Source organism: Shinella sp. JR1-6 (genome assembly GCF_004284735.1).
In the GTDB taxonomy this organism is placed as follows: Bacteria; Pseudomonadota; Alphaproteobacteria; order Rhizobiales; family Rhizobiaceae; genus Shinella.
In genome coordinates this window covers 1-26933 of record NZ_SHMI01000040.1, presented here as the reverse complement: position 1 = coordinate 26933, position 26933 = coordinate 1, and the positions used below count along the sequence as shown (strand labels likewise).

The following is a 26933-nucleotide window of genomic DNA, read 5'->3' as shown; positions in this document are numbered from 1 at the left end:
CGCGCAGCGCCATCCGACGGATGATGTTTAAAAGTCCCATGTGGATCACTCCGTTGCCCCCGTCGCTCACCGCGTTGGGGGAAGGTTCACATGGCTCAATTCTCAATGGAAATTATGCGCCTAACCGGCTCAGTTCTGCGTGGAAACCAACAGGCGTTAACACCTTCGATTATCTCAAGAAAAAATGGGAGACCGAACCGGAATCGCAGCACAGGAACTTTCCAAAGGAGGACCAAAAGGCTTGGACTAAAAACGGCCGCCCTGATCTGAACCCCTGACTATTAACGAGGATGAGCTAGAAACTGCTTTAAGCTCCATCCCGCTAATAGAATGTATGGCGGTAGTGCGAGTGAATAGTGACCACAATTTAAATGAATAATACTCTGGGAGGCGCCAGCGTCAGCCAGTCTGCGCTTGAAGTTATCCGCTAGCCTCGGCAATACTACTCGATCTCTCTTCGCTGCAACAATGTGGAGATCGAGGCCTGGTCTTGCTAGGTTATGCGCGTAGTTCTCCATATTGAGTGGCGCCCAAGCTCTTCTTAGGTTTTCGAGTTTGATATGAGGTTCAAGGCGACCTTGTATGGCGCGTGTCGCGCGGCCGGTCCAAACCATGTCTGCCAGGCTCCCAGCCGTCAGAAACAATGAGGCTTTCGATACGTTCAAGTCGTGGGCGGCGACAAGGCCTCCGAACCATGATCCGAGGCTCATACCGAGGACAGATATTTGTTTATAGCCTTCGCCCTTTAGCCAACGAATGAGCTTTCGCCCATCCAGTACGCCCTGCCTAACAGATTGGATCGTTCGCCCCAAGCTCGGGCTAAGCATGTAGTCTGCGTACGACGAGCCCGGACGCGCGCGCTCGAAGTGATAAGGCATGGCGATCTCGATCACTGTAATTCCACACTTGGAAAAGACCCTGGCGAGCTGGCTATTGCGCTCCCTCGCATTCCAGTGATGGAAAACGACAAGTGCATGATTGAGCGACCCGCTTTCAGTAATCTTAGCCCAAACCACATTATTTTCGTCAATATCTGTCGTGATGTCCGAGGGGAACGTGAGCCATTCTTCGCGTCGCCGATACTGCTGGACGCCCTCTTGGGGTACGTCGAAGAAACTGTGATCAGCTACGGCCTGATCGGCAAGAACACAGAACTCGTCGATACTTTCGATCCTCCCCGCACCAGGAAAGGCAAGCTCTGCGTTGAGTGAGAAATCTTTCGCATTCTTAGCCTCCTCACCACGTTGCGCCCGTCGCTCATCCCAACAATCAAGCCAACTATGATACATTCACATTTGCTCCCAAATCACTCGTCTGCAGTTTTCCGAACCCTGGGTTAAGTAGACCATAAAATGCGGAAAGGACTGATAATCCCAACAGGACAGAGAATCCTGAAAACGCACCGATTGATAGATAGGATGCAACGAGCAACGCAACGATAATCGACATTGTCCGTAACCTCTTTCGAAGGTGACCGCAGACCCCTAAGCGAACAAATGCTATTGAGAAAACAAAACAGGTCGAGATAACGATAAGAAGGCTACTATAGTGAGTTGGCATTCTGTATCCGATCCCGGCGACTATATTGTTGCGCCCTTGCAATGCTGAATACATGTCGTTGATCAACCACGCCGCGACGTTCTCGCCGGTCGATGTCAGATAAGAACTTTGGCCCTTCATGCATATGGCAATCAGAATCCCCAATACGGTGCACCGGAAAATTCCAGATATTATCTTCGAGCCTGCTTCATTGATCGCGTGTTGATAATCATCATCCGGCCCGCCTTTCAATGTTCTTACGAGTATCGAGAAATCATAAACAATTGTGTAAAGCAAAATTAGGCCTGAAAAGAATAGATAAAAACAGATCGCCATGTACAAGTAAGCGAGTCCTGTGAATAGAATTGCCTCCTGCACGGATATGACGTCCGGACGTACGGTTGCTATTTTCCCCCAGTCTATCGCGTATGCGCCGCCGCCTTTCAACAAGGGGACTAAACATACTTCTATCCACTGTATTACTCCTGCGAAAATGAAGCAAATGAAGAAAACGGCCCAATAGATAAACGATGAATTCTCTACATTACGCGCCCATGCGCTAAAGCTGTCGGCATGGTTGCACGGAGGGGTAAGCTTCAGCCGCCCCTCAATCTTCCAAAAAAGCAAAAGCTCGACAGAAAAAATGAGAAATAGTGGCAAGAGCATCATGAAAACGACGGTCCAGTTGGGCGCCCAGAGGAACCCGACCTGCTTGACCACCCCATCCATCCTTTCGAAACCTACGCTGTGAACGCCAGTCACATAGGATAGAAAGCCGAGAGCGGCGGCGCCAGCGAACACAGCCGCAGGCAAATTCAAGGGAGACCCGCAACTGAAAAGAGCCTCGGATCTGATCGCCAGACCTGACGAGCTTTCTCCCCAGCTGGCATGGGCATCCTGCGCTATAGCGGTTGAGGACACCGTCTCGCGAATCTCGGTCTCGGTCGGCGCAGTTGCCAGTGCTTCCAAAACGGCTGCTCCTGTCGCCCTTCTCCCCTCTCTCCTCTTGACGGTTAGTCGAGATTGCGCCGCGCTGAGTTCCATCTGCCATTCACTGATAGCTATCGGGTCATCGCACCCAAAAATCCGTGCCAGCCACCGAATATTGGCGGGGCTGATCCCTTTATCATTTTCCTGGAACCAAAGCTGCACCGTACGTAGGTCGACACCCACTCGGTTCGAATCAATCTCCGAAATCGCCTCTGCAAGAAGCTCCGGCGTCCATGGTCCTGCTGGAAATCCGTCAGTTCCCAACGGTCTTCCCGCCCCCGCCGCAGCCAATCGTTTGAAAAGTTCTTTGAAATCGCTCCCATCCTTCGGCGGGGGGTAAAAAAACTTTCCGTTGCTCAACAAGGACTTGCCGCCTCGCGTTTCGTTTCGTTTCACTCAATTTCGTGTCCTGTCGTGCCTCCATCCACAAACTGAGGACACTTTCCACGGATGTGGACCCACAACAGGGCGGGCTGCTTCCGGATTTGAGTCGCCCACCTCGTTGAGGATCCTGGGCCGGTCACGCCGCGCGGAGCGGTACTTTACGAAAGATTGTGTTTTCTCGTGGGCTTAAACTCTAAATGATCGAAAGGTGATTGAGGCGATGGAGCGGCAAATTGATAAGCCTTTGCTTGGACAGACGGTCTTGGTCACTGGCGCCTCAGGCGGCATAGGCGCGGCGATAGTCGAACGCGTTGCGTTGGAGGGTGCACGGCCGATAATTCACTATTGCAAGGATGAGGATGCGGCGGAGTCGCTATTGGCCCGGATCAACGGGAACGGCCTCGTTCTGCAGGCCGATTTATCCGAATCTGATGGGCCTTTCGCGCTTTGGCGAAAAGCGGTAGATTTTGCGGGCCGTGTTCATGGTCTCGTCAATAATGCGGGTATCCGCACCGAAATTTCCATAGAGAGTTCGCCCGGCGAATGGAGAGCGGCGTGGCAGAATGAGTTCCAGGTAAATTTTTTTGCCGCCGCTGATCTCTGCAAGGAGGCAATCCAGCATTTCAGAACCGAAGGAGGAGGGCGCATCGTGAACATCGCCAGTCGCGCCGGCCAGCGTGGTAGTGCATCTGAATCCATTCCCTATGGTGCCGCCAATGCGGCCATGATCAATCTCACTAAATCAATTGCTCGCAGCTTCGGTCGTGAAGGCGCATCGGCGGTTTGTATCGCCCCAGGTCTGGTGCGCACAGGCATGGCCGAGCACTTCATTGCCACGCAAGGCGAAGAAGCGGCGGTGGACGAGATCCCTGTCGGTGACATGGCGGAACCGAAGGAAGTTGCGGAACTTGTCGCGTTCGTGCTGCGCTACGGCCAGGACTCGCTGAACGGTGCGACCCTGGACGTCAACGGTGGAAGTCACATCCGTTAATCCGTAGGTTTCGTCGCGGATTTAGCGGCGACGGGCGGCGCATTTTTGTCCGACGCCCATGCGGCAGTGATTGGGTCACTCGTCGGAAAACACCGACGCGATTTCATTCTGCGCCCTTTTGGCTTCCCGCTTCTTCGACGGAGCGTTCTCGAAAACGGCGATTATCTTATCGAGTGATTTCTCTGCTTCGGCCCTTCGCTCCGCGCTCTTTTTCAAGGCAGTTTTGAAGTCCGGCCCGCCGGCGGCGACACCCCCTGCGGTATCTCCCTTTTTATGTTCTGCCCTTCTTGATTCGACTGCACTATCGAGAACGGCTTGAGGCTGTTTCGCAATCGGAGAAGACGGCGCAGTAACCTTCGGAGCTTTTGTAGAAAATTTCGCTCCCGGTATCGGGTGGACAGGAGCGGGGCGATCCGAGCATAAGGTGCCCCTGAGATTTCCTTCGGAGAAAGTCGTTGCTGTGCCGATGATAGGGTCCACCTTGGGTGGCTGCCCCCGCAGCCATGCGCGTTTCATCAGCTCGCCATCAGCATAGTAGAAATTGCGCACACCGAATATGGGCTGCTGGTTTCGCAGCTTGATTATGCATCGAGTCTCGCTCATCGCGCCAAGCTCATCGGGTCGCATGAGCGGACGCATCGTGGTTTTGTGAGACATGGTCGCGCCTTTGCGATCGAACAGGGTGACGCCTGTCGAAACCGCCTTGTCGACCGTCACTTCCTTCCGCTCGCCGAGGAGCTGCGAGACATAGCGCTGATCCTCGGGATCCTGAGCGCCGAGGAAGATCTGCGCGCGCGCCGAGTTTACCAGCGTCTGCCGTCCCTCGCGGGTGTAGACGTTGTCGATTGAGCGCAGGGATTGGACGAAGAACCAGCATGGAATGCCATAACCGCCGAGGACGGTGGCGACGGTGAGGGCATTTTCCAGCTTGCCGAGATTCTGGAATTCATCAAGCAGCACAAGCACGCGGCGCTCACCGCGCGCCATCATGTTGCGCGACATGTAATCCATGAATTGGACCATCAGAACATTGAAAATCGGCCCGATCGAGGCGATCTGCTGAATACGGAAATCTAGGTAGAGGCTCATATTCTCGCGCCGCATCGCGCGGATGTCGAAGGTTGACCGTGCTGTCGCGCGCAGGATGCGGTTGTTCTTGAAGGGCCGCACGGCGGCTGCGAGGGAACCATAGACCCCGTCGAACTGCTTGCTGGCCATCACGGCGAAGCGGGCGAGGGTGGTATAGGTGAAGGGGCTGATCCAGGCGGCGCGAAGCTCCGGATTGGCGACCTCCTCCAACCATTCGCGCAGCGGCTGGTCGCCGCCTTCGACGACATTGAGAACCGTGCCGAGGTTCTTGTCCTTGTCGAGAATATCGGGGTTTTCCAGCACCCAGGATGTGACGCCGGCGAACAGCGCTCGAGCATCGGAGATCCAGTAGGCATCGCCCTTGGGCGTCGGCAGCAGCGCGGTCGCGATCGAGTTGATGTCGATATCGCGCTGATCGGGATCGATGGCCACGAAATCCAGCGGGTTATAGCATTCCGTGTCGCCATTCTCATCCGCCGGCGAGAATCGCAGCACGCGCGAGAATTTCGAGCGATAGCCTGCCGTCGCCTCATAGGTTTCGCCGCGCATGTCGAGGACGACGATGCTATCAGGCCAGAGCAGGCAATTCGGCACGATCAGCGATGCGCCTTTGCCTGACCGCGGCGGTCCGATCACGAAGCCACCGACGTCATCGCCATCGATCCAGAGCTTCTTGCCGCCGAACAGTATGGGCTTCATGAACCGCCTCCGGCCTGACCCGCGCTGCGTGAAGCCGCCCGGGACCTTGACCAGGCTGCCGCCGATCCGGCCGACGAACACGCCGCCCGTGCGGGTGAGCCCGAGGGCGCGGGCCTCAAGCGTGCTGAGGAAGCGTGCATCCGTCGATTTCTTCTTGCCAGTCACCGCCACGATGAGAATTGCAACGCCGGATATCATGCCTGCGACGGCTGCGATCGCGGGCCGCCGCCAGTCGCCGGCGGTGAGATCGAGGCGCGCCGCCCGATAGGACGCCAGCAGATCGTCTTGCAGCGCCTGGAACATCCAGGTCGAGTTATCGAAGGCGTAATACAGGCCGGCATAGGCGAGGGAGGCGACGAATGCCGCGATGGCCGCGGCGATGACCAATCCGAACAGCAAGATCACCGGGCTCACAGCTTGTCCCCCTTGGTGAACACTATTTCCGAGACGACGCGCCGCCCGTCCGGATTGCGTGCGAGTTGGACGACGACGGGGATCACCTCCTTCAGGTAATCGATGATTTCCTGCTTCTCGAGCGCAACTCCACTCTGCAGGACCATCAGCGCCAGACGGTCATAGGCCGAACGTGCCGAATTGGCGTGGACCGTCGTGAGCGAGCCCGGATGGCCGGTGTTGATGGCCTGAAGGAACGAAAATGCCTCCGCACCCCGGAGCTCGCCGAGCATAAGCCGGTCCGGGCGCATGCGCAGCGACGCTTCCAGCAATTCCTGCGGCGTGACCTTGGCGCGGCCTTGGTCACCCTTCGAGGCGAGCAATGCGACCGTGTTCGGGGTGATCGGCTTCAGCTCGCGCGTGTCCTCGATGGTGACAATGCGCTCCTCCTCCGGAACCTCCTTGAGCAGAGCATTGAGGAAGGTGGTCTTGCCGGTCGACGTGCCGCCGGACACGGCGATGGAGACGCGCGAGCGCACGGCCGTCCTGAGAAACAGCATCGCATCGACGTCGCCCTCCATCATGGCGGCAAGCTCTTCCTCAGCCGCCGAAAGGGTCAACTGGCGGCCGACCTTGGTGTCCTCGAACGCACCACGGTCTTTGTAGACCTCCAGACCGATGTCATGGATGACCTGCTTGCGGATGGAGATCGCGCCGCCGTCGGGCGCCGCCGGCGGCAGCACGCACTGGAAACGTTCGCCGGTCGGGAGCGAAGCTGAGAGGATGGGGTGCTCGTCGTTGACGACCTGGTTGGTGGAGCCGGCGACGCGCTCGCTCAGCGTCCTGATCCAATCGGCAGAAAACTGCGCATCGACGATACGCTCCATGCCGCCAACGCCGAGCCGTTCGATGAACAATTCACCTGGACGGTTGACGGAGATCTCCGAGACGCGCTCATCCGACAGAAACGGTTTCAGCCGCTCCAGCGCTTTGTCGAGAAACGGAAACTGCTTCATTTGTAGACCGGCGCGACAGGATAGTAGGGCGTTGGATCGACGTTGCGCCGGATTTGCCCACCGCGTTTCAGCCGCATCATCTCCTGCCGGACCGGATCGGCATAGAAAGTGGAGAAATCGAGGTCGCGGCGCAGAAATACGATGATGGACTCGCCCTGGGCGACATAGATTGTCGGCGGAATCTTCGAGCTTTCCTTGAAAGCCTCGTTTGCAATGTCCTGAAGGATGGCCGAGGATTTCTCGGCGGCGATCGAACGTGCTTCGGTGGCCGTGCGGCTCGGCTCGGTGGTGATGGTCGTGACCGCGCCGGTGATGGGATCGACGGTCGAAATGGAGCGTGCGCTTTCCGAGGCGGTATTGCCGAGGGACGAGACGTATTCCGCCGCGCCGCCGATCACCGACAACATAATCGCAGAACCGAACCGCTCCCAGAAATGCGTGTCTATTTCGCCAGTGAGCCCGGCGCGGCCGAGGCGGTCGGCTCCCGGAGAGGCGATCTCGACAGAGACCCCGTCCGAGCGAATGACGCGGGACCATACGATGAAGATCCGCTTCTGGCCCCGCACCAGCCCGGACTTGTATTCCCCGATCAGGCGCGAGCCCTTTGGAATGAGGATGCGGCCGCCATCAAGAGAGCGGACATCCTCACGCACGACGGCGCGCACCATCCCCGGCAGGTCGGTATTGATCGCCGTCTCGAGGAAGCCGCGGATCATGGTTCCTTGTGCGACGAGTGCGTCGGTGCGGTCGAAGCGGGTTGCCTTCACGATGCCGGCCGTCTGCTTTTCCGACTGAGCGAGAAACGCCTTGTTGGCATCGCTTTCCGCGCCGGGAACCGCGACGAGCTGGCCATCGTCGGCAATGCTTACCGCCTGGTCGCCGGAGAGTGTCTCCCGGTCCGAGCCGTCAAGCACGATCTGTTCGGAGCGTAGCCGCTCCCACCGTGCCTTTTCCTCCTCCTCCCGGCGTTTGGCCTCCAGCTCGGCAAGCCTCGCTTCTTCTTCGGCCCGCCGGCGCGCTTCTTCCATCCGAAGCCGTTCTTCCTCGGCGCGGCGACGCGCCTCTTCGATCTCGCGGAGCTTTTCAAGATCGTCGCCCTCGTTGACCTTGACATCGACCGTTGCAGGATCGACGGGGTTCTTTTCCTCGACGGGGATCTGCACGAGGTTTGGATCGGCAGCCTGCTTGACGGGCTCATCCGGGAAATTGCGGATGCTGGAATTGGAGGTCTCGAAAGTCTCGCCGTTTCCGTCCGTCACAGTCGGATTCTGCGGTCCAGCGGGCCAGTTGACATAGGCAAGCACGCCGACGCCGGCGACAAGGAGGAGCGGTAAGGCCAGCTTTCCGAGGCGGCCATTGCGGTCGCTCGCCACGCTGCTTTGCCCATCGAGGTTGTCGAAGTCGATCTTGCTCACCGCTGGCGCTCCTCTTTGTGGCCGAGGCGCTTCGGCCCGTAGGCGTCCTCGATGAGGTCGAAGGATTGGCGATTGGCCTGCCTGTTATAGAGGCAGAGCCATTTGTCGCCGGCGCGCAGCGTGAACTGCGCTGCGATCTTGTCGACGACGACATATTTCCCCTGCGTGCGCAGGTTGACGAGCGATTCCTGACGCTTACCCTCGACCACGAAGATCGCGGGGATTTCGTCGGGGAACTCCAGATACATATGCGTGCCGTCATCAAAGGCGACGCGTGGCTTGAGACTGGTGTCGCCCTTGAAGACATAATCGTAGTTCAGGCGGTTCGGATCGAGATCCTTCAGCAACGGATCCTTGGCGCTCTCCTGCGCGGCGGCCAGCAGCCGGGCATTGACGTCCTCATCAGGATACTTGAACCGCACCTGGAAGGCGGCGCGCAGGTCGGCCGCCGCAGAGCCTCGGAGCAGCAATGCATAGACGCGCTGGTTGGTGACGATGTTGACGTTGGTTTCGGCATTTTCGCGCAGGGGCTTTACGAATAGGATGCCGGAGCCCTTTTTCGGCACGATCGACCAGCTTGCTGTGTCGCCGGCGGAGATGGTCTCGATCACCTCGGAGCTGCCAAGCTGGATCATCGTGGAGACACCAAGGCCGGCCGGCACAGTGACGACGGCATTGTTGTTGAAGGTGATGTAGCGGATACGGGGATCGGCCGCGGACGAGGCGGTCGTGGTGGCGAGAAGCGTGAGCGCTGCGAGGGCGAGGAAAGACTTCCGCATCATCGAGCCGCCCTGTCCGCTGGCAGCACTTCCGGCAACGATTCCTGGTCGCGCCTATATTCGACGACCTGGAAGCCGAGCGGATTGTCGAAGCGATATTCGTTCTTCAACGGCGCGGTCGTATAGCGGAAGCGAACCACGGAGACCCAGTGCTCGCGGCGCAGGGTGTTGTCGCGGCGGGTCTCGGTGGAAAAGCGGACCGTCGCCGTGGAGGCATTAAGGAACGAGACCGACTTGATCGTGACTGCGACGCGCGCGTTGCGGCCGAGCACCTTATCCTTCGACTGCGGGTTCGACGGCTCGAAGTCGTGGCGGAGGTCGGCCGCGGCCTGCCCGGTCGAATAGAGCTGGGCGAGATCGTAATTGTCCTTCAGCGCCCGTGGGTCGTAGGTCTCGCGCGCCCGAATATAGCGGACGACGTTGGCGGTCTTGACGGCATCGTTCTCGGAAAGCTTGCTTTCGTCCAAGGAACGCGCGACCTCGACGAAGCCGGTGGTCTTGTCGGCGATCACGACCACGGCCTCGAACTGCTTCAACGGAACGAGGAGATTGAGCGCCGACAGGCTGAGCAGCGTGGAGATGCCGGCGGCGGCAGCGACCGTCCAGGCGATCTTTCGCGAGCGGCGCTCCTTGCGATAAAGCTCGGCCTCCCAGGATGCGCCGGCTTTCCAATAGGCGGTGAGATCGATCGGCGGGGTTTCCGGCGGATTTGCGGCTGGCTCTGCGTTGGTCATCTGGGGTATCCGGTGATCGCCGATGGCGGAAAAGAAACTATAGTTTACTCTTATGGCCGAGCGATCTCCTCAACCGAGCAGGTCGGTGTCAGGATCAATCCGCAAAGCCTAGGTTCAGGGAGCGCTCAGCTCCTCGGTGCAGCCGAACTATGTCTTAGCTGCACCAGCGCATCAGCGTTTTCTTGGACGCCGTGTTGGAGAAGAAGAAGGAACGATCATCCTTCACGTCGATCTTGACGGTATCGCGATCGCCTTCTGCCTCGTCGGATCCGGCCTCGATCCATAGGACATCGAGAACATAGGAGCCGCCGTCCTGTTTGACGGAAAGAACTTTGCCGGTGGTCTTGTTGGCGCCGATGGCCATATCCTCGATGTAGATGAACGCGGCGGCCGCCGCTTCGCAGCCGCCTTCAGCGGGCGCATAGGCACCGGTCAGCACGGGCAGTATAGAGCTATGAGATTGCGACCACGCTGCGCCGGGGATCAACAGGCCAAGCGCAACCATCGTCGAAACGATTTTCTTCACTGTGGTGCCTCCTTTCTCAGAAACCGAACAATGCGCCGAGGCTTTGAGCGTAGCCGGCCAGTGTGTTGTAGAGATCGATGCAATAGTCGGCGATCGGTTTGATGAGAATGACGAACGCGATGAAGAGTATGGCCCACTTGGCTTCCCCTGGTTTCGCGTCAGATTTGGATTGCTCCGCGATCTCTTCGTTGATCCGGATCTGCTCGTGCATGGCGCCGTTCAGGCGCCGAGCTTCATCGAGATTCTGCATACCGGTCTCCTTGTGTCGAAACTATATTTAATTCTCCCGGCCGGCATCTTCCACCTCAAAGTTGACCATTTTTCTCGGTCTCGCGTTGGATCGCTCTCGCTCGGGCGGCCTTCACGTCTGAGGCGGTCCGGCGCTTGGCAAGTCCTGCCGACATGATTCTGCCTCGCCCTGTAACCTGCCGTGTCGCCCATAGGGTCGAGCGCCAGCCGCCGAGCGCTGGCGTGTCTCCCTGGCCAAGCGGCATGCCGCCGACGATCGCGCTTGCAAAGGACGGAATAAAACGGAACACCACGATCCCGAGCAGGCAGACGATCACGAATGGCGCGACATAGGAGAGCTTGCTTTCCGTCGCGGTGTTGTTAGCCGTGTTGATGGCGAGTTCGATGAGCTGGTAGAGGAAGGCGAGGAATGCCATCATCAGGGTCTGCGTCACCATAAGGTTGACCATCAGCAGTAACCAGCCGTCGGTAAAGCGGAAGGTCCAGCGATAGAGCGCCAGGATGATGAACACCGGCGCAAGCGCCAGCGTGATGAACAGCATCAGCTTGGCGGCGAGGATTGCGGCCGCTGCGACGGCGATGAAGATCATCGCGACGACAAAGACCACCGCGCCGATCAACGCGCCGACATACTCGAACGTCCCGGTCGCCACCTGCTCATAGACCTTACCTGCGGTCTCGAACACGGCATCGAGGATCTTCACGACGCCGGTCGTGTCATCCGTTCCACCATCAAGGATACCGCCGGCGCCGGCGATCGACTCGATGATCGTGTCGGAGATCAGGTTCGGAACGGCCTGCACAAGTTTGTAGAGGGTGGCGGAAAACGCTCCCCAATTTGTCGCCATATAGTAGATGAAAAAGGCGCGTCCGAGCCTCCAGGCCGCATCCGGTACCGAAAACCCCTCCCGACCGGCGAGGATCATGTAGCCCCACCAGATGACATAGAGGGTGAGCATCGCCCCGAACAGGACATTCACCTGAAGCGCAAGACCGTCATAGGCGTTCTTGATGAAGGTCTCGCCGATGGCGTCGAGCTTGGAGAAGATGTCCGAGATGATCGTGGTCGCGGCCAACAGCTCACTCCTTCAGCACGGGCGCGAAGGCGTCGTTGACCGGCATCGCCGGGCCGCACAGGTCATCGGCGGGCGCATAACCCGATATCGGCGGGCAGGGGGCCTTCTTCTCGCCCTTCGTCTGGCAACCGGCGAGCAGGACGAGGCCTGCCAGCATCGTGGCAACGAGCAAACGCATGCGGCCTCACTTGAACGGGTTGACGTCTTTGTATTGCAGCATCTTGGCGGTCTCCGATTGCTGCGTCAGCCGCATCTGCATCTCGGTGTTGAGCGCTGAGACCGCACCATTCGAGACGCCGATCAACTCGTTTATCGTGCGCGCCGTCTCCAGCTGCATGCGCGTGTTGGCGTCGACCGAACCCTTGACGTCCTCGGCCGAGCCGATCTGGCCGGTGGCCGATTGCAGCGATTGCTCGCGTTGCGTCACGCCTTTCGTCGCCTGCTGGGTCAGCGCGGAGAGCAGGGCGACGGTGTTGACCGCGCCGGAAAACGCGTTGTTCATCGCGCCGGCATCGTCACCGTCGATGACCGCCTTGACCTGCTTGACGAGCTGAAGGCCGTTGATCAGCGTGGCGGCGATATTCTGCGCGTCAGACCCGAGCCCGCCGAAGGACAGCGTGCCGCCGTTCATGATCGACGAGAAGGACGGCGCGGCCGAGACCGACATATTGCCGCCGAGGCCAGTCGAGGAAATGCCCATCGACCCGTCGCGGCTGCCGGACAGGGCGCCGAGGATCTCCTTGGTCTTTTCGAGGATGTTGGTGTTGGTCTTCATGATCTCGCCGGTGTTCTCGGCGTTCTTCTTAGCGATGGCGAGATTGGTGTTGTCGATCACCGGAATGTCGGCGAGCGCCGGCGTCGCGAAGACGAAGGCGGCGGTGGCGACGAGAAGCTTGTTCATGGAGAACCCCCTTAATCGGCCGCGTTGGCGGCATTCTGAATGGATGAGAGATTGTCACTGACCGAGCGATCCGTGCCGCCGGACGACAGGATTTCGCTGTCGGCGTCGGCGGCCGCGACCACCGCGCAGCGCGGCCAATCCTCGCGCGGCACCTTCATCGCCTCAAGGATGACCGGATCGCAGCTATAGGGATTGACCTTGCTGTCGGATTTCAGGGTCTTGGCGGTCTCGGATGTTTTCGAAAGCCGCATCTGCATGCGCGCCTGCAGCAGCTCGTTGAAGAGATTACGGGCGGTGATCAGGTTGTTGAGGAGTTCGGCATTGACGGCGCGGGCCTGCGTGTTGTCGTCCCAGGCATCCTGGTAAATTTCCGACGCGCCGACGGACGCCGACAGGGCATCGATACGCCGGCCTGCCTCCTGGACGCGCGCCGAGCTCGCGTCGATGCCCGAGACAGCCCGGTCGACCGCGCCGGCCGCGGCGCTGTTCGAGCTGCGCGTCGCCCCCGAGCCATAGTCGACATAGGATTTATACGAAGGTGAGGAGATGTCCTCGATATTGGAGCCGCCGGCATAGGCGTTGAACCAGGTGTGGTTCCGCCCAACTTTTCCCGCCCAGTTCTTCTGCTCGGCCGCGGTCGATCCGTTGTACCAGGAAGCAAGGCAGGCATAGTCGGTGCTGCCGCATTTGTTGACCCCGAGCCCAAGATATTTGACGCCGCCCTCGATATTCTCCTCGTTGATGTCGCGGTCGAAGCCCATGCCCTTGCCGGTCCGCTTCGTCAGCTGCATCACGCCCTTGACACCGGTCGGCGATCCCGAGCACGTCGAAATCCCCGACTCCGCATGCGCCACCGATAGCGCAAGGCCCACCGGGACATTATACTTCTCCGCATAGTGCTTGATGAGCTCGACGTTCTTGGCGTCCTCTTTCACCGCCTGCGCCGGCGAGCGGTAAAGCCGCCGGTTCTTCTCCTTCTGGGAGATGTTGCAGTTGGTGACCTCCTGCTCCTCGAGCTGCTGACCTTGAGTTTCCGTATCCTTCTTCGAATGCTCCTCGTCCTCGGCGCGCTTGTCCTTCACATCGTCGTCGATGACCGGAATATCGGCCCATGCCGACGGCGCTGGCGCGCCGGCCATTGTCGCCGACAGCAGAAGAATGATCGCTCTACGCATCGGTCGCCTCCGGGATGGTCCAGCCGCAAAAGTGGGGGAGCCAGGCCGCCGGCGCCTCACCATAAGTCTCGCGCAGCGTCTGGCATTCGCGCACCGTCTCCGGCCGGCCGGAAAGCACCTTCACCAGATCGGGCATCGCCGACAGATCGAGCCGGGCGATGATCGAGTCCTGCGCATGCTTGATGAGAAAGGTGCGGCTGGCCTTGTCCGCCTGTTTCACGAAGCGGAATTCCTTTTCCGACAGCCCGAACGCCTTGCGGTAGCTTTCCTCGTCGGCGGACGCGTTCGGGAAGAAGATGTTGGTCATCGTCTGTTCGATGATCGTGTTGCGCAGATCGGAGCGCACCACGTCGGCGGCCGACTGCGTTCCAAACCCGACGATGCCGTTCATTTTGCGGATGGTCTTGAGCCAATCCTTGATGAAGCCGGAGAACACCTCGTCATCGAGCAGGCGCCAGCCTTCGTCGAGGAAGATCATCGATGGACGGCCGTCGAGGATCTCCTGAATGCGGTGGAACATGTAGAGCAGGGCCGCAGATCGCGTGCGCTTGTCGGATAGAATCTCGGTCATGTCGAAGCCGATCACGGAACCCGAGAAATCCAGCCTGTCGGCCGGATTGTTGAACAGCCAGCCCTTGTCGCCCGTGGTCCACTCCTTCAGCCGGTCGGCAAGATCGCCGATACCGGACCGCATGCGCCCACTCAGGGCTTCGGTGAGCATGTCTAGTCGACGTTGAGGCCGCTCGAAGTCGGTATAGATACTATCGACCGCATCGGAGATGACGGCCATCTCCTCGGCATTGAGCACGCGGTCCGCCGGCGTGACGAGATAGGAGATCAGCGTCTTGCCGAAGCTCCGGTTGGCGGGCGTATCTTCGAGTTGCAACGGCGCAAAGCCGGTCGGCTCGCCCGGCGACAGCCGCTCGTAGCGCCCGCCCATGGCGCGCACGAAGATCTCGCCGCCGCGGTCCTTGTCGATGAAGACGCAGCGCGGGCGAGGCTGGACGCGCATGCCTTGGGCGAGCAGAAAGGAGAGGGCGACGGTCTTGCCCGAGCCAGTCGGACCGATTGCGGTGAAGTTCCCGACATCTGCCTCGTGAAAATTGAAGAAGTAGGCCGTCTGGCTGGTGGTCTCCAGCAGTGAGATCGGCAGTACCCAATGGACCTTTTGCGTCTGCCCGGACGGGAAATTGTGCGCAGAAAAGAGCCCGGCGAAATTCACCGACGAGATCAGGCCCTGCCTGGCGATGTAGGAGAAGTTGGTAGGCAGTTGTGCCCACCATGCCGCTTCCTGATTGAGGTCTTCGCGAACGGCGACGACGCCCATGCGCGCCAGCTCCGCGGTGACGTCGGCAACGGCACGGTTCAGCCGTGAAAGATCGCGCTCGAGTACCGCGACCGTCATATGATGTTTGCCGAAGACGACCTCGCCGGAGGCGAGCCGGTCGCGCGCTGTCTCGATATCGTCCTCGACCGCCGTGCCGCCGTCGTCGGAGTTCGCGATCTGTCGGCTGATAGTGGAGATCGCCTCAGTGACCGTCGTGCGGTCTTCCGGCGCGAAAGAGTGGGTGACAATGAATTCGTAGGGCAGGCGCAGCAGTCCATCGAGCTGGCCGGGCGTCGTCATCGGCGGGTATTCCTTGATCGACACCATGGCCGCAACCTTCGATGTCGCACCGTCCGCCGACCAGATTTCGGCAGCTTTCCGCCCAATCATGATCCGGCCGGTCCCGACATAATCGGCCAGCGACATACGGGGCAGGGGCATCGACCGCTCGTCACCGGCGGCGAGGATCTTGGCGAAGAATTCGGCGGGCTCGGAATAGAGGCCGCCGTCGCGGGTGACGCAGGAGAGGATTTCCGGGCGATAGGAGCGGAAGTCGCCGGCGATGCCCGAGACCATGTCCTTGAGGTCGCGCAGTGCCTCGCCCCTGGCCTCGACCTCATTGTCCGCCATGCGGAAGACATCGAACATGCGGTCGACCTTGCCGGCGCGCCCGGTCATCGGGCGCCGGATCACCGTCAGGTACAGCTCGTTGACGAACATCGTCCGGCGCTTCAGCCCGTCCATGTAGCGGGCGTTCAATTCGTCGGCGAAGGGATTGTCGAAATCGCCTTCGATGGCCGGGGCAATCTTGCGTCGGATGATGGTGGCATAGAGCGCGAAACGCGACGATCCGAGTGATCGGACCGTCATGTTACGGTTTGCAAGGCGCGCGTTGATCTCGGCCTGGTCCATGGTCTGGTAGGGGAGACCGGATAGTCGGATCACCTGTAGCAGCAGGCCGGACTTGGTGACGACCGTTTCCTCGTCGACATGGCGAAGGTAGGGGACGTGGATCCCGATCCCCAGATCGCGTTCGCGTTCGCGTCCGAACTTCAAATCGTGATTGACGATGTTCATGGGGTGTAGCTCCCCGCCTTCCAGAAGTGTCTGTTGCGGATCGCCCGGCGCATCGACAGGAAAACCTGCACCACGCGGACGATGTGGATGTCCCGCTGGCAGAGGTAGAGCGCGATAAAATGGATAGGCAGGGCGACCAGCGGCGCGAGAAAATTCGACGATGCGATAAAGAGGATGATCCCGAACATTCCGTTGATCACGAAGACGATGATATCGACCCCGAAATACAACGGTGGCCGGGTCAGCGGCAGGATGAGCGGTTCAACGTCGGGTGCATCATCGCGCATATTACATGCCCGCGGATGAACGCATTGCGTCGACCAAATCACCTGCGCCGAAGATGATCCCGATGGCGATGATGATGGAGAAGGCCCATTGCCAAGCCATGCGGCCGGTGAGGAACAGGAATCCCATGGCGCAAACAGCGATGATCATGCACGATCTTGCGACGTTGCCCTGCAGAACCGTGACACCCCAGTCAAGAATGTTTTCGACTGGAGCAGCCGACTGTGCGTGCGCGAATTCCGGAACCAGCGTGACTGAAGTCGCGAGTATTGCCAGCGATAGGGCGGTCTTGCCGGCTGGACGCGGCATGATGGGGAAAATGCTCATTCGAATGTCCTTCATGCTTGGGAGGATGAAATGGGGAAGGAGGGCCACGCTAGTCCGCCGTCCAGACGTGCTCGTCGCGCCAGGGCGATGAGGCCATCGCGACCGTCTCCTTGCGAGCACTGTGGCCACCGCGCCGTTCTTCCGCCGCCGACGCCTTTGCGGTCAGCTTCCAGCGGTTCATCACCTTGACGATGTACTGGGCGGTCTCGTTGAATTCGGGAATGCCGCCCTTGCGATAGACCCGCTCGGGACCGGCGTTGTAGGCGGCGAGCATAAGCAGGGGATCGTCGAACTCGCCATAGAGCTTCTTGAGGTAGCGGACGCCGGCACGGATATTCGACTCCGGATCGCAACGGTCCGTCACGCCATAGTCGGACGCCGTTTCCGGCATCAGCTGCATGATGCCGACCGCACCTGCGTCGGAGACCTGGTGCTTGCCGCCGGCGCTCTCGACGTCGACCACGGCGAGCGCCAGATCGGGGTCCAGCTCTTCTTCGGTGGCGATGGTCCGCACCATCTCGAGAACGCGGTCCGCATCGACTGACTCGCATGCTTGCGCGGACATCGCCGAGGTGGAGATGAGGAGGAATAGGAGGGTGGTTTTCAATTCGATTGTCCGGGTTGCCGCATCAGAGAATAAACTATAGTTAATTCGTATGGGATTCCCCTGTCAATTCAGAAATGGCTTTTTCCGCTATGCACAAACAACTCAAGGTTACGGCCATTGCCGCCTGCCTCTTGATAGGTGGCGCGAGTTTCGCGATTTCTCAGGATGAGAATCCCTATGGGGAACCCTCGCCAAACTACCTTCGCCAGTACCGACAAGAGGGGGTGAGGACGTTGGTGCTGGAACGCTTTGACGCCGATGGAAGGCTTGTCGCGCGGTCTGTGGCAAGGCTGGACGGGAAGGTCGTAATTGAGGGTCCGGTCGAGCGAACGATCGCGGGCCTGAAGATCGCTCTGCGCGGCCTGACCGCCTGTCCGACGGACAAGGTGATCTATAACCGTGTGCAGTCTTGGAGCTGCACCGACGCCGCGCGCGACTATGCCGACGCGATTTACAACAGGCGTGGCAGCGTCGTCCTCTGCAAAACCCTCGTGCTGATGCCGGCCGATGGCGAGACCATACCGGCGTCATGCTTCGTCCTTGTCGGGGGCAATGGCGAGCCGTTCAAAACCGTCAATGACGACGACAGCATGGTCTTTCTCGGTCTCGCGGCGATCGGGCGGACGCAGGACGGGCGCTCCCGCCGCCCCGACCTTGAAGCATCGCAATCGCTTTCACGATCGATGGGGTTCCAGAATGCGGATTGAGCTTCCGGTTATCATGGCGGTGCTGCTGGCGACTACGGCGAGGGCGCAGGAGGAAACCATCTCGTTTCCCGCGGCCGTTAGTTTTGAAACAGGCGATAGCTGGCAATACGAAGGCCGGAAATTCAGGCTGTTCGGCGTGCAAGCGTGCATTCGAGGAACGGCCTACCATGCTCCCGATGAAACGGAAAGCGATTGCGGCATGCAGTCGATTGCGTCCCTTGCAGCGCTTTTTTCGACCGGTTCGATTGGTTGCCAGCCCGTCGGCCGCGCCAATGACGATGCGTCCTTTGTCGTCTGCGCCGCCCAGCTCGATAACGCCACTGTCGACGTCGGGACCGCGCTCATATCCTCTGGCGTTGCATTTGCCGCCGCGTACCCTTCAGGCGCTCCGGTTTCCGCTGCCTATGCGGTTGCCGAATCAATCGCCAAGGATAACAGAAGCGGGCTATGGGCGGGGCGGTTCACCCATCCCGTCTCCATGCTTCTCGACAAGCGCTGACCAAATGGTCGTGAGGTCGACCTGGAGGGACTCCGCGATCGTGCCGATTTCCTTGACCGTCAGACGATGCCAGGCGCCAGACTGAAGATATTCCAGCCGCTCTTCCGCAATACCCGTAATTTCCGCGAATTCAGGAAGCATCGTTCCTCGGCGTCGAAGTTCCTCCGCGAGGAATCGCACGAGTTCGGCGGCACTCTCATTGGCCATTTGCGGTCATCCTTTCCTGTACCCGTCGCACAGCGCGGACGATGAGGGAATCATTCGATCCCTGTTCGCGGAGTATGGCGGAGCAGCGTTCGATAAGGTGATGGCGGAACGGGCGGATTTGATTCCGCCAGCCCATTGGGCGCGCAACTCCTACACGAGTCAAAAGCGGCGTTTTCGCGGCGAAGCAGCTTTAACGTTGGTGAAAGTGTAAAATATAATTACTGTTGTGACTCGCTTCGCCAGGAATCGAGCAACGGAGGTCCTATGCCGTAGACAAAATAAAACCCGCCTCGGAGAGACGGGTCGAGTGACACACGAATGTGCGCAAAAGTCTTATAGCCACTGTTTTTTTCGCACATCGACGCCGCCGCCGCAAGCTAATTCTTGCCACGGATACGTGTGTCTCGCGTTCCGATTTCTCCCCGATCAGTCAATGAAGATGGAGAGATCATGCTTGCCACGATCCGGACGGCCTATGGGCCGAACCTATTGACGCGCCTGCTCAGTGCTCGGACGCAGCAGCAAGTCGACGACTGCGCGAAAGCGGCCTGGGTCTTGAACGGCGAGGGGTTTATCGCCGACGACGAAATGGAGTATCTGGCCCCTGTGATCGAGCACCAGCGAAAGTCGATCAGCGTGGGAATTCGCGTGGCGCGGGCGACGGAATGCGTTCGTCACCGCCGGCCGGCGATTCCGTCGAACAAGCGGGCGTCATCCTGGCTTCGCCGTCGATCTGTCGCCAAGGATTGCATTATCCCGACCTGCTTGGCCCAAGCCTTCACCGTCAGCAAACTCGCGGTGCTGTCGGTCATTGCCCGGGCGGTAGCGGATCGCGGACAATCGAATATGTCGCTGCCTGAAATCGCCGCGCGCGCGGGCGTCGGATGCACAACGGCGCGCTACGCTATTCGTGATGCTGCGCGGATGGGCCTGATCAGCGTCTCCGAAAACCGCATCAACGGATTCTGGAATCGGCCCAACACAATCAGGATCGTGTGCGGGCGCTGGATCCGATGGCTGAAAGCGCGCTCAGCTTATCGCTTGCAAAAGCCGAGTGACCCACCTGGTTGCGGTTATCCGGGCACCCCCCTCAGAAATATGATCCCCATGATCGACATAAAGAGATTCACTCTTACGACCATGTTCAAACAAGGGGAGATCGTGCGTTCAATTTCCGCCTGCTGGCATGATGACACGGAAGTTTGCGGAGGACGAATTGGTACTGGATAGGCCTGATCTGGTGCTTCTGCGTAGCTTTGATGCTGGGTGAGTTCCATAATATGTCTTATGCGATATGTTATAACGTAACAATATGCGATGGAATCTTGCGGGTGATTGATGGTAGCAGCACCATGGCCTATGCTGGTCGACAGCCATGAATGAGGAACCAACCACCCCTGCTTCCCCCGAAGGATTTACGTCCGGTGAGACGATCGCATCCTTCCTGGATGAAGCCTTCAGGACACAGGATGTCGGCAAGATTGCGCGCGCCCTTTGTGAGGTCGTTCATACCAAGGGCATGTCGGCAATCGCGGAGCAAACTGGGCTAACGCGCGAGCGACTTGAAACATCGCTCAGCGAGGATGGTTGTGGCGACCTGTCCTTCCCTGAAGTGGTCGCAATTGTGCGGGCGCTGGGCGTCAGGCTGTCCTTTGAAAAGTTCGGCGCCTAGCTGGCGAGGATATGAAAAATAGGATATTAACATATCCTAGAAAGGATATGCTGCCATGCCGCTCTATATCAAGGATCCCGAGATCGATCGGCTCACAGAGGAGCTTATCAGCATCACCAAAACCAGCAAGGTGGACGCCGTCAGGGACGCGCTGAAGCATGAGATCGCCAAACGGAAGGCCGCCTTGCCCGTCCGCGAGCGCCTTGCAAAATCCCTCGCCATGGCCCGCGAGGCCGGACCCTTTGCCCCCGGCAACCACAAGCAGGAAACCGACGACATGTGGGGCGAGGGCTAATGCTCTTTGTCGATGCCTCGGTCGTCGTCGCTATCCTCGCCGAGGAAGAGGACGCCTCCAGCTTGATCGATCGGCTTGAGCAACACGGCGGTCCCTACTATGTGTCGGCCGTCGTGCGCATGGAGGCGACGCTGTCCCTGACCCGGCGTCTGGCTGGAGTTGCCGGCCGGGACAAGCCTGCGACCTCTGAGATGATGGACACGGCGCGCCGCCTCGTCGAGCAGTTCATTTCTGATCTGGAGTGCAAGGAAGCGATGATTTCCGGGGACGTCGGGGCCAAGGCGCTCGATGCGGCCCAACAGTACGGCAAGATCATGAACCATCCCGCCAAGCTGAATATGGGTGACTGTTTCACCTATGCCTGCGCGCGGGCCTATCGGACGCGCATCGCCTATAAGGGCGACGATTTCAGCTATACGGATCTCGGCTGGCAGAGCCACTAGCGGACCGATAGGCTGCCAGCTATTCTTTTGGCTTGCAGATCAACGGCCTCAGCTCCTGCACGACCACGCCCGTCTTCGGCGAAAGCATCGCCCCGATCCAGTTGTCGGAAAACACCCCTGACCCGTCAGCCGGTGATAGCCAGATCACCTCGTTCGTATTGAGTTCGATCTTCACCTCGCTTCCGATCGGGCTGCCGGCGACCGTCTGGACGTAGTGGCGCTTGATCGGGTGAACCGTGCCCTTCTGATCCGTCAGGCGGTTTTCACGATAATCCAGCGCGAGCTCCCCCGTCTCCTTGGTAGCATCGCAATCGATAGAGCGCTCACAAAGGATGACCGACGAGAATGAGCAGGACCAGGAGAGGCCGGCGCGCCACATTGGATTGTCCGCCGCGTTCACAGTGGCCGAGGTGAGAAAGAGTGCGGCGGTGAGCGGATACTTGCGGTTCATATCATCGTCCTTTCAGGCCGATCGCAGTATCGGCTGTTCGCGGTCGATGATAAACTATTGTTTATTCTTTCTGCAATTCGGTGCCCCTGTTCGGGGTCGTGAAGAGCTGAATTTGGTCGTCGCTGAGTTTGCTGCCGGTCATCAACTCGTGCAGGGGCACCTGCAGATTGGTGCTGATCCGCGTCATCACCTGCAGCGAGGGATTCGCCGTTCCATCAAGAATGCTGAAATAATAGGGCGGGGTGATCTCGCAAATCACCACCAACTCCCTCTTTGTCAGGCCGCGTCGTTCCCGCTCTCGTTCCATGACGATCGCCATGTTTCGGAGGATCATTTTCCCAAGCTCGGTGTCAGCCTTCTTGCGCTTGCTCGCCATTGTCGGATAAACTATAATTTACTCGTTACTGGGTTTAATGAGAAGATTGCCGATGTTCGCGAAAGCCATGCCTTCACATATCGTCCTCGGACTGTTTTTGACGACCGCGGTGCTTCCCGCGCCCGTAGCTGCAAGCGAGTGGGGGTGCGAGGTTCTGCTGTGCGCATCCTCGTCCAACCCATCCTGGAGGGGCGTCCCCGCTTGTCACCCGCCAATGACGCGTCTCATATCCGCGATGAAAAAACCGGGCTTTGATTGGCCGACTTGCCCCGAGGCGGGAACGGGTTCGCCGGGCCACGAGAGATATGCGGAGTGCCCGGAGGGCTACCGGGTCGGAAGCAGGAGGGACGGCGACGGTTTCGCCCGGGAGGGCGATCTCTGCGTCAAGGCAGTCAACATTTGCCAGGGCAAAACGCACGGTCTCTACAGTTCTGATCGGCAGCGGAGCTGCATACAAACGGTCTCCATATCCCGACCGCTTAGGTCAGAGCCATATTACTTCGACATCAAGAATGACACCTCTGGTCAAACCGAGCGGCATTGGTTCGAGCTCCACAGATAAACGGTTTTTCTCGGTTAAGGAAGGTTTAATCCATGCGTACGGTTAACCGGCATACTCTGCTTGGCCACGTCGGAAACATCATACCGCTGAAAAATGCGTTGAAGGTGAATGTGGCGACCAATCGTGAATGGCAGGCCGACGGGGAGCGGAAGAGCGCCACCGATTGGGTCCAGGTCACGGTCCTCGACAAGAATCAGGCCAAATGGATCGAGGAAAATGTCGGCCAGGGCGATCTCGTCTATGTCGAGGCGCGGATCTCCAATAGCAGCTACGAAAAGGATGGCGAACAGGTCTATGCGACGGACGTCATCGCCCAGCTCTTCAACCTGATCTCAAAGAGCAGGGCGCATAGTCAAGCATAAGCGTTGGGCGGGTGCCCAGCCCTCCTCCCCTGTCTGCACCTGCCTGCCTGAATGCCGCCGCTCACCCCGGCGGCATTCTCTTTCCGTAGTGCTTTTTCCCGGTGCTGTCGATCGTTATCCGCGGCCGCGGCAGTAGCGAACCGGCCCCCGCCGGCAAGCGGTAGCCAAGCGGAGGAAACCCGCGCTCCCCAAATGGCCGTAGGGTTTCCGAAGCCTCGTGGATAACGGTCGTTTTTCCATGTCGATGACCTTTTTCGGTATTGCCATGGGCCACCGCCCGCTTCGGGCGGCCGCGCTCTATGCCAAAAGGGCACGGAGCCAGCCTTCGGCGGTTTCCGCCGATGCCGGTGGCGATCGCTTGTCCTTTGCGGCTGCTGCGCATCCGGCACTGTAGCCCGCGCGCGGGCCGCATGTTCCCTTCCGCTCATACGACAGCCATCGATCCGGCCAACGGGCAAGCGCGCCCAAGGGCGCTGTCGCCCGGCGAAAAAATCGGCTTTCACCGCTGCGCGCCGAACCTTCCGATTTTTGCCCCGGCCGACCCATGACCGGATCGCCGCCCTGCCGGGAGCGGTCTTCGCCCCCTCCCTTCGTCCCGAGGACGTGTGGGCACGTCCTTCGGACCAAAGGAAGAAGGCTCCGCCCACGGCGAAACCGTAAAGGATCACGGGCATGACTATAGCAATCGTTGAAAACAACACCCTTGTCGTCACGGTCGGCAGCTATGCGACCAGCATCACCGCCGCGAGCATCACCAGCAGCTTTGACGCCTTGAGCCATTTCCCGGAACGGCGCGCGGCCGGCGAGCTGTCCGACCTTGCCATCCGCATCAACACCTTCGGCGACTATGTGGACGAGCTCGCCGCGCGGGAGGATGTTGCGGCCAGCTTCAATGCCGTGGACGAAAAGCAGATGTTCGCCATTCAGCATGTGGCGATCACCCGCGCATTCTGGGCGGCGGAGAGCCGTTGCATGAGCTGGTTCGTCACCGGATCGGCCAACTTCCCGGTCGCACGCAACGAGAAGCGCCAGCGCTCGGCCGATGCGCGCAGCGCCGAAATCCGCGAGCACGACACGAAGGCCCGCAAGGCTGCAAAGCGCCATGCCTTCCCCTACGGCACGGAGGGCGAGGCCATCCGCTCGAATGATCCGGAAGCCCTGGACAAGATCAGGAAAAAGATTGCCGGACTGGAGAACGATTGCGAGCAGGCGAAGGCCGCGAACCGGATCATCCGCACCATGCGGGCGCGGAAAGCCGAAATGGCGGACATTATCCGCGCCGTGGTCGAGCAGACCGACATTGAAACCCACATTATCGGCCGCGCCTTGCAGCACGCCGAGACCTTCCGCATGCCGGTGAAATTTGACACCACGCTTGACCGGGCGGAAATCCGACGCCTGCAAGACCGTCTCGCTTCCCTGGAGCAGTTGCAGGACCGCGGCGACGTTGAGACGAAGGTGGAAACCAGCCTCGGGGAGATCGAGATCGTCGAGAATACCGAGGCGGCGCGGATCCAGCTTTTCTTCCCCGACAAGCCCGATGATGCGACGCGCAGCCTCCTGAAAGCCAACGGCTTTCGCTGGTCTCCCTCCTATGGTGCATGGCAGCGCCATTTGAACGAGAACGGCCGGTGGGCGGCAAAGCGTGTCGTCAAGCAGCTTCAGGATGAGGACGGGCGCGCGTAAAGCGCCCCTCGCCTCTCCTGGCCCTTGACAATCGTTGCGGCGAAGTACCATCTATGGTACATCGCCGCGATGATCGATCATGTGAAGAAACTGCCGGCGAAGTTCTACCGCACGGAGTCCGGACGCCAACCCGTGCGGGAATGGCTTCTGGACTTGTCCGAGGAGGATCGCAAGATCGTCGGCGACGATATCAGGACGGCCGAGTTTGGTTGGCCGATAGGAATGCCGCTCTGCCGGCCGATGAGCGGCACCAACGGTCTATGGGAAATCCGAACCAATCTTCCGGGCGGGCGGATTTCCCGCGTTCTGTTTTGCGTGCATGACGGTCAGATGGCCCTGCTGCACGGTTTCATCAAGAAGACGCAGAAAACGCCGCAGCCCGAATTGAAGCTGGCCGAACAGCGGATGAGAGGTTTGAAATGAGCAAGGACATCGAACGCGGCTCTCTTGGTGACTCCTTTGAGGATTTCCTGAAGGAACAGGGCACCTACGAGGAGACGACGGAACACGCCATCAAGCGCGTGCTGGCCTTCCAGCTTGAGCAGGCGATGAAGGAGCAGAACATCGGCAAGGCCGAAATGGCGAAGCGCCTGCACACCAGCCGGTCGCAGCTCGACCGGCTTCTTGATCCCGAATACCAGGGCGTTACGCTCGCCGTTCTCACGCGCGCTGCCAATGCGGTTGGGCGCACGCTACGCCTGGAACTCGTTTAACACGGCGTCGGACTGGCGGACTGCCGCGCGGCGCCCGCGTCGAGCGGGCGCAGTGCGGTCCGAGGGGAGCCCCGAAGCCCCTCCCCTCGTACTCCCTTCCCGCCCGAAATGCGCCGTTCACTTTTGGCTTTCGGCCCAGATCTCCGGCCGCCAGGCTTCGATAACCGCCTCTATCTCTGTCTCGTAATCTTCCGGGTAGAACGGTTCCGATTGCCGCCCGAGGCAAACAAAGATCGTTCCCATGTCGGCCGCGATCGTTTGATCGACGGCAAATAGGTCCGCCAGATCAAAACCGCCAAGGCTGCTGGCATTCCACCATGACAGGATGAAAGACGCTACACGCCGGGACTGCCCCGCGTCGCTTTTGGCGATTTTCAGTAAGCGCTCGAATGCAGCGCGTTCATGGTCGGTCATTCCCATTTCTTCCTCCTACAATGTTGCTCTCGCCCTGTGACCGGCTGAAGCTGCGCTCTTGTTCGCGATTACAGCACATTGTAGCGGACGTCGGCTATAGGTCTCTCGCCACCTTTAACCGCTGATCCCTGCGGCTTCGCGGCACGATTCCACTCGAACGATCCAGCATCGTACCAGGCATTGCCCAGATAGAGTGTGGCTGGGTCATGGACGCCACCCTCTGGTAAAGCCGCGGCCCATCGCGAGTATCGCAATGGCAAGCCGGTCCTCGACAGCGTCACGCTCGGCGATCAGCGTCCTCAGCGCTTCTAGTGCATTCCCGTCATGAAGACGCAGTACCTCGGTGGCCTCGTCTCGTGCGGCAGGCTCCTGTCGTTGTTGCACCTCGTTCATTGGAGGCGCAGTTCCAACTGCTTTTTGCTTCTCAGCACGTAAAGCGGTTTTGCGACGGCTTCCAGCTTGCGCTGGTTTTCTGCGCGAAGAGCGAGCTGTTTTTCCCGTAGCGCACGGCAGGCGGCGACTTCGGCAAGGGCTTTTTCGATGCTGTCGGTCTGCATGGCAACCTCCAATGTTCTTTATATGTTCTCATTTTGCACGGAGGAGTCAAGGGTGTCGGATGTCCTCGCGGCACGGAATGGCTACGGTTCGATGTGCCTGTCTTTCGATGCTGCCGATCGTTATCCAGCCGCAGCGCCGTGAGGACGGCGTGGCCGCGGCCGCAGCGAACCGGCCCCGCCGGTGAGCGGAGCAGGCGGAGGAAACCCGCGCTCCCCAATAGCGCCGTAGGGTTTTCCGGAGCCTCGTGGGTAACGGTCGGTTTCTCCCCGTCGATGATCTTCTTCGATTGTGCTATGGGCCATCGCCCGTTCCGGTCGACCGCGCTCTATGCGAGGGCACGGAGCCAGCCTGCGGCCGTCTCCGCCGATGCCGGTGACGATCGCTTGTCCTTCTCGGCTGCTGCGCATCC

34 protein-coding genes are annotated in these 26933 nt (G+C 59.6%); 13 read left to right on the top strand and 21 right to left on the bottom strand.

Annotated features, from left to right (window positions below; translation table 11 throughout):
* Positions 1 to 278: hypothetical protein (locus EXZ48_RS35330; protein ID WP_207900559.1), on the top strand; the 278-nt coding region annotated here is incomplete at its 5' end.
* 3 nt (positions 279 to 281) lie between these two features.
* Here EXZ48_RS35330 and EXZ48_RS31465 read toward each other — a convergent pair.
* A complete protein-coding gene (locus EXZ48_RS31465) occupies positions 282 to 1289 on the bottom strand; it encodes an alpha/beta fold hydrolase (protein WP_023517219.1) in 1008 nt (335 codons plus the stop codon).
* Positions 1279 to 2892: an RcgA family putative transporter gene (locus EXZ48_RS31460; RefSeq protein ID WP_024270358.1), complete on the bottom strand. Its 1614-nt coding sequence runs from the start codon at positions 2890 to 2892 to the stop codon at positions 1279 to 1281. Before EXZ48_RS31460 ends, EXZ48_RS31465 begins: the two co-directional genes overlap by 11 nt.
* 241 nt (positions 2893 to 3133) lie before the next feature.
* On the opposite strand from EXZ48_RS31460, the gene EXZ48_RS31455 reads away from it, so the two are divergent.
* On the top strand, positions 3134 to 3904 hold the full coding sequence (locus EXZ48_RS31455; RefSeq protein ID WP_024270359.1) for an SDR family NAD(P)-dependent oxidoreductase: 771 nt from the start codon (positions 3134 to 3136) through the stop codon (positions 3902 to 3904).
* Between the two features lie 75 nt (positions 3905 to 3979).
* Here the strand turns inward: EXZ48_RS31455 and EXZ48_RS31450 are convergent, their stop codons facing one another.
* From EXZ48_RS31450 to EXZ48_RS31385, 15 genes are all read right to left on the bottom strand, one after another.
* Positions 3980 to 6106 (bottom strand): type IV secretory system conjugative DNA transfer family protein, encoded by a 2127-nt coding sequence (locus EXZ48_RS31450; RefSeq protein WP_023516685.1) that lies wholly within the window; start codon positions 6104 to 6106, stop codon positions 3980 to 3982.
* Positions 6103 to 7101, bottom strand: coding sequence for a P-type DNA transfer ATPase VirB11 (gene virB11 / locus EXZ48_RS31445; RefSeq protein ID WP_023516686.1), 999 nt, complete (start codon positions 7099 to 7101; stop codon positions 6103 to 6105). Before virB11 ends, EXZ48_RS31450 begins: the two co-directional genes overlap by 4 nt.
* Complete coding sequence (virB10, locus tag EXZ48_RS31440) at positions 7098 to 8516, bottom strand: type IV secretion system protein VirB10 (protein ID WP_023516687.1); 1419 nt, start codon at positions 8514 to 8516, stop codon at positions 7098 to 7100. The genes virB11 and virB10 overlap by 4 nt, the downstream gene beginning before the upstream one ends.
* Positions 8513 to 9298: a TrbG/VirB9 family P-type conjugative transfer protein gene (locus EXZ48_RS31435; protein WP_023516688.1), complete on the bottom strand. Its 786-nt coding sequence runs from the start codon at positions 9296 to 9298 to the stop codon at positions 8513 to 8515. Before EXZ48_RS31435 ends, virB10 begins: the two co-directional genes overlap by 4 nt.
* Positions 9295 to 10029 (bottom strand): virB8 family protein, encoded by a 735-nt coding sequence (locus EXZ48_RS31430; protein WP_023516689.1) that lies wholly within the window; start codon positions 10027 to 10029, stop codon positions 9295 to 9297. Before EXZ48_RS31430 ends, EXZ48_RS31435 begins: the two co-directional genes overlap by 4 nt.
* 154 nt (positions 10030 to 10183) lie before the next feature.
* Complete coding sequence (locus EXZ48_RS31425; protein ID WP_023516690.1) at positions 10184 to 10555, bottom strand: hypothetical protein; 372 nt, start codon at positions 10553 to 10555, stop codon at positions 10184 to 10186.
* Positions 10556 to 10571: 16 nt separating this feature from the next.
* Positions 10572 to 10805 (bottom strand): hypothetical protein, encoded by a 234-nt coding sequence (locus tag EXZ48_RS31420; RefSeq protein WP_023516691.1) that lies wholly within the window; start codon positions 10803 to 10805, stop codon positions 10572 to 10574.
* A 55-nt stretch (positions 10806 to 10860) separates the two neighbouring features.
* The gene (locus tag EXZ48_RS31415) at positions 10861 to 11880 is read right to left on the bottom strand and encodes a type IV secretion system protein (RefSeq protein WP_023516692.1); all 1020 of its coding nucleotides are present in this window, start codon (positions 11878 to 11880) and stop codon (positions 10861 to 10863) included.
* A gap of 4 nt (positions 11881 to 11884) precedes the next feature.
* Positions 11885 to 12058 carry a hypothetical protein gene (locus EXZ48_RS35120; RefSeq protein ID WP_023516693.1) on the bottom strand — a complete coding sequence of 58 codons (174 nt, stop codon included), beginning with the start codon at positions 12056 to 12058 and terminating at the stop codon, positions 11885 to 11887.
* A 6-nt stretch (positions 12059 to 12064) separates the two neighbouring features.
* Positions 12065 to 12781, bottom strand: a complete 717-nt coding sequence (locus EXZ48_RS31410) for a type IV secretion system protein (protein WP_024270360.1) — start codon at positions 12779 to 12781, stop codon at positions 12065 to 12067.
* 11 nt (positions 12782 to 12792) lie between these two features.
* Positions 12793 to 13956, bottom strand: coding sequence for a transglycosylase SLT domain-containing protein (locus tag EXZ48_RS31405; RefSeq protein WP_023517191.1), 1164 nt, complete (start codon positions 13954 to 13956; stop codon positions 12793 to 12795).
* On the bottom strand, positions 13949 to 16360 hold the full coding sequence (locus tag EXZ48_RS31400) for a VirB4 family type IV secretion/conjugal transfer ATPase (protein WP_037406370.1): 2412 nt from the start codon (positions 16358 to 16360) through the stop codon (positions 13949 to 13951). Before EXZ48_RS31400 ends, EXZ48_RS31405 begins: the two co-directional genes overlap by 8 nt.
* Entirely contained in the window at positions 16357 to 16647 is a 291-nt protein-coding gene (locus EXZ48_RS31395; protein ID WP_130520919.1) for a type IV secretion system protein VirB3, read from the bottom strand. Before EXZ48_RS31395 ends, EXZ48_RS31400 begins: the two co-directional genes overlap by 4 nt.
* 1 nt (position 16648) lies before the next feature.
* Positions 16649 to 16972 carry a TrbC/VirB2 family protein gene (locus tag EXZ48_RS31390; RefSeq protein ID WP_023517194.1) on the bottom strand — a complete coding sequence of 108 codons (324 nt, stop codon included), beginning with the start codon at positions 16970 to 16972 and terminating at the stop codon, positions 16649 to 16651.
* Positions 16973 to 17021: 49 nt separating this feature from the next.
* The gene (locus EXZ48_RS31385; protein WP_023517195.1) at positions 17022 to 17579 is read right to left on the bottom strand and encodes a lytic transglycosylase domain-containing protein; all 558 of its coding nucleotides are present in this window, start codon (positions 17577 to 17579) and stop codon (positions 17022 to 17024) included.
* Positions 17580 to 17812: 233 nt separating this feature from the next.
* Between EXZ48_RS31385 and EXZ48_RS31380 the strand changes: the two genes are divergently transcribed.
* From EXZ48_RS31380 to EXZ48_RS31355, 6 genes are all read left to right on the top strand, one after another.
* Positions 17813 to 18286: a hypothetical protein gene (locus EXZ48_RS31380; RefSeq protein ID WP_130520917.1), complete on the top strand. Its 474-nt coding sequence runs from the start codon at positions 17813 to 17815 to the stop codon at positions 18284 to 18286.
* Entirely contained in the window at positions 18276 to 18785 is a 510-nt protein-coding gene (locus EXZ48_RS31375) for a hypothetical protein (protein ID WP_051758619.1), read from the top strand. Before EXZ48_RS31380 ends, EXZ48_RS31375 begins: the two co-directional genes overlap by 11 nt.
* 657 nt (positions 18786 to 19442) lie before the next feature.
* The gene (locus tag EXZ48_RS31370; protein WP_023517199.1) at positions 19443 to 20222 is read left to right on the top strand and encodes a hypothetical protein; all 780 of its coding nucleotides are present in this window, start codon (positions 19443 to 19445) and stop codon (positions 20220 to 20222) included.
* A 145-nt stretch (positions 20223 to 20367) separates the two neighbouring features.
* Positions 20368 to 20664 carry an addiction module antidote protein gene (locus tag EXZ48_RS31365; RefSeq protein WP_023517200.1) on the top strand — a complete coding sequence of 99 codons (297 nt, stop codon included), beginning with the start codon at positions 20368 to 20370 and terminating at the stop codon, positions 20662 to 20664.
* A gap of 55 nt (positions 20665 to 20719) precedes the next feature.
* Positions 20720 to 20959 carry a type II toxin-antitoxin system VapB family antitoxin gene (locus tag EXZ48_RS31360; RefSeq protein ID WP_023517201.1) on the top strand — a complete coding sequence of 80 codons (240 nt, stop codon included), beginning with the start codon at positions 20720 to 20722 and terminating at the stop codon, positions 20957 to 20959.
* On the top strand, positions 20959 to 21402 hold the full coding sequence (locus EXZ48_RS31355) for a type II toxin-antitoxin system VapC family toxin (protein WP_024270361.1): 444 nt from the start codon (positions 20959 to 20961) through the stop codon (positions 21400 to 21402). Before EXZ48_RS31360 ends, EXZ48_RS31355 begins: the two co-directional genes overlap by 1 nt.
* A gap of 19 nt (positions 21403 to 21421) precedes the next feature.
* Here EXZ48_RS31355 and EXZ48_RS31350 read toward each other — a convergent pair whose 3' ends face one another.
* Both EXZ48_RS31350 and EXZ48_RS31345 read right to left on the bottom strand, forming a co-directional pair.
* Complete coding sequence (locus EXZ48_RS31350) at positions 21422 to 21853, bottom strand: hypothetical protein (protein WP_023517270.1); 432 nt, start codon at positions 21851 to 21853, stop codon at positions 21422 to 21424.
* Between the two features lie 61 nt (positions 21854 to 21914).
* Positions 21915 to 22229, bottom strand: coding sequence for a helix-turn-helix domain-containing protein (locus tag EXZ48_RS31345; protein ID WP_023517269.1), 315 nt, complete (start codon positions 22227 to 22229; stop codon positions 21915 to 21917).
* Positions 22230 to 22823: 594 nt separating this feature from the next.
* On the opposite strand from EXZ48_RS31345, the gene EXZ48_RS31335 reads away from it, so the two are divergent.
* The 5 genes from EXZ48_RS31335 to EXZ48_RS31320 all read left to right on the top strand — a co-directional run bounded on the left by EXZ48_RS31335 (position 22824) and on the right by EXZ48_RS31320 (position 25552).
* Complete coding sequence (locus EXZ48_RS31335; RefSeq protein ID WP_023517268.1) at positions 22824 to 23153, top strand: single-stranded DNA-binding protein; 330 nt, start codon at positions 22824 to 22826, stop codon at positions 23151 to 23153.
* Positions 23154 to 23391: 238 nt separating this feature from the next.
* Positions 23392 to 23547: a hypothetical protein gene (locus EXZ48_RS35115; RefSeq protein ID WP_156031941.1), complete on the top strand. Its 156-nt coding sequence runs from the start codon at positions 23392 to 23394 to the stop codon at positions 23545 to 23547.
* Between the two features lie 278 nt (positions 23548 to 23825).
* Positions 23826 to 24839 carry a hypothetical protein gene (locus EXZ48_RS31330; RefSeq protein ID WP_023517267.1) on the top strand — a complete coding sequence of 338 codons (1014 nt, stop codon included), beginning with the start codon at positions 23826 to 23828 and terminating at the stop codon, positions 24837 to 24839.
* Between the two features lie 69 nt (positions 24840 to 24908).
* On the top strand, positions 24909 to 25262 hold the full coding sequence (locus tag EXZ48_RS31325; protein WP_023517266.1) for a type II toxin-antitoxin system RelE/ParE family toxin: 354 nt from the start codon (positions 24909 to 24911) through the stop codon (positions 25260 to 25262).
* Positions 25259 to 25552, top strand: coding sequence for a helix-turn-helix transcriptional regulator (locus EXZ48_RS31320; RefSeq protein ID WP_023517265.1), 294 nt, complete (start codon positions 25259 to 25261; stop codon positions 25550 to 25552). Before EXZ48_RS31325 ends, EXZ48_RS31320 begins: the two co-directional genes overlap by 4 nt.
* Before the next feature lie 117 nt (positions 25553 to 25669).
* On the opposite strand, the gene EXZ48_RS31315 is transcribed toward EXZ48_RS31320, so the two are convergent.
* Together EXZ48_RS31315 and EXZ48_RS35110 are read right to left on the bottom strand one after the other, a co-directional pair.
* A complete protein-coding gene (locus tag EXZ48_RS31315) occupies positions 25670 to 25966 on the bottom strand; it encodes a hypothetical protein (RefSeq protein ID WP_037406422.1) in 297 nt (98 codons plus the stop codon).
* 389 nt (positions 25967 to 26355) lie between these two features.
* Complete coding sequence (locus EXZ48_RS35110) at positions 26356 to 26523, bottom strand: hypothetical protein (RefSeq protein ID WP_023517414.1); 168 nt, start codon at positions 26521 to 26523, stop codon at positions 26356 to 26358.
* Positions 26524 to 26933: the final 410 nt, after the last annotated feature.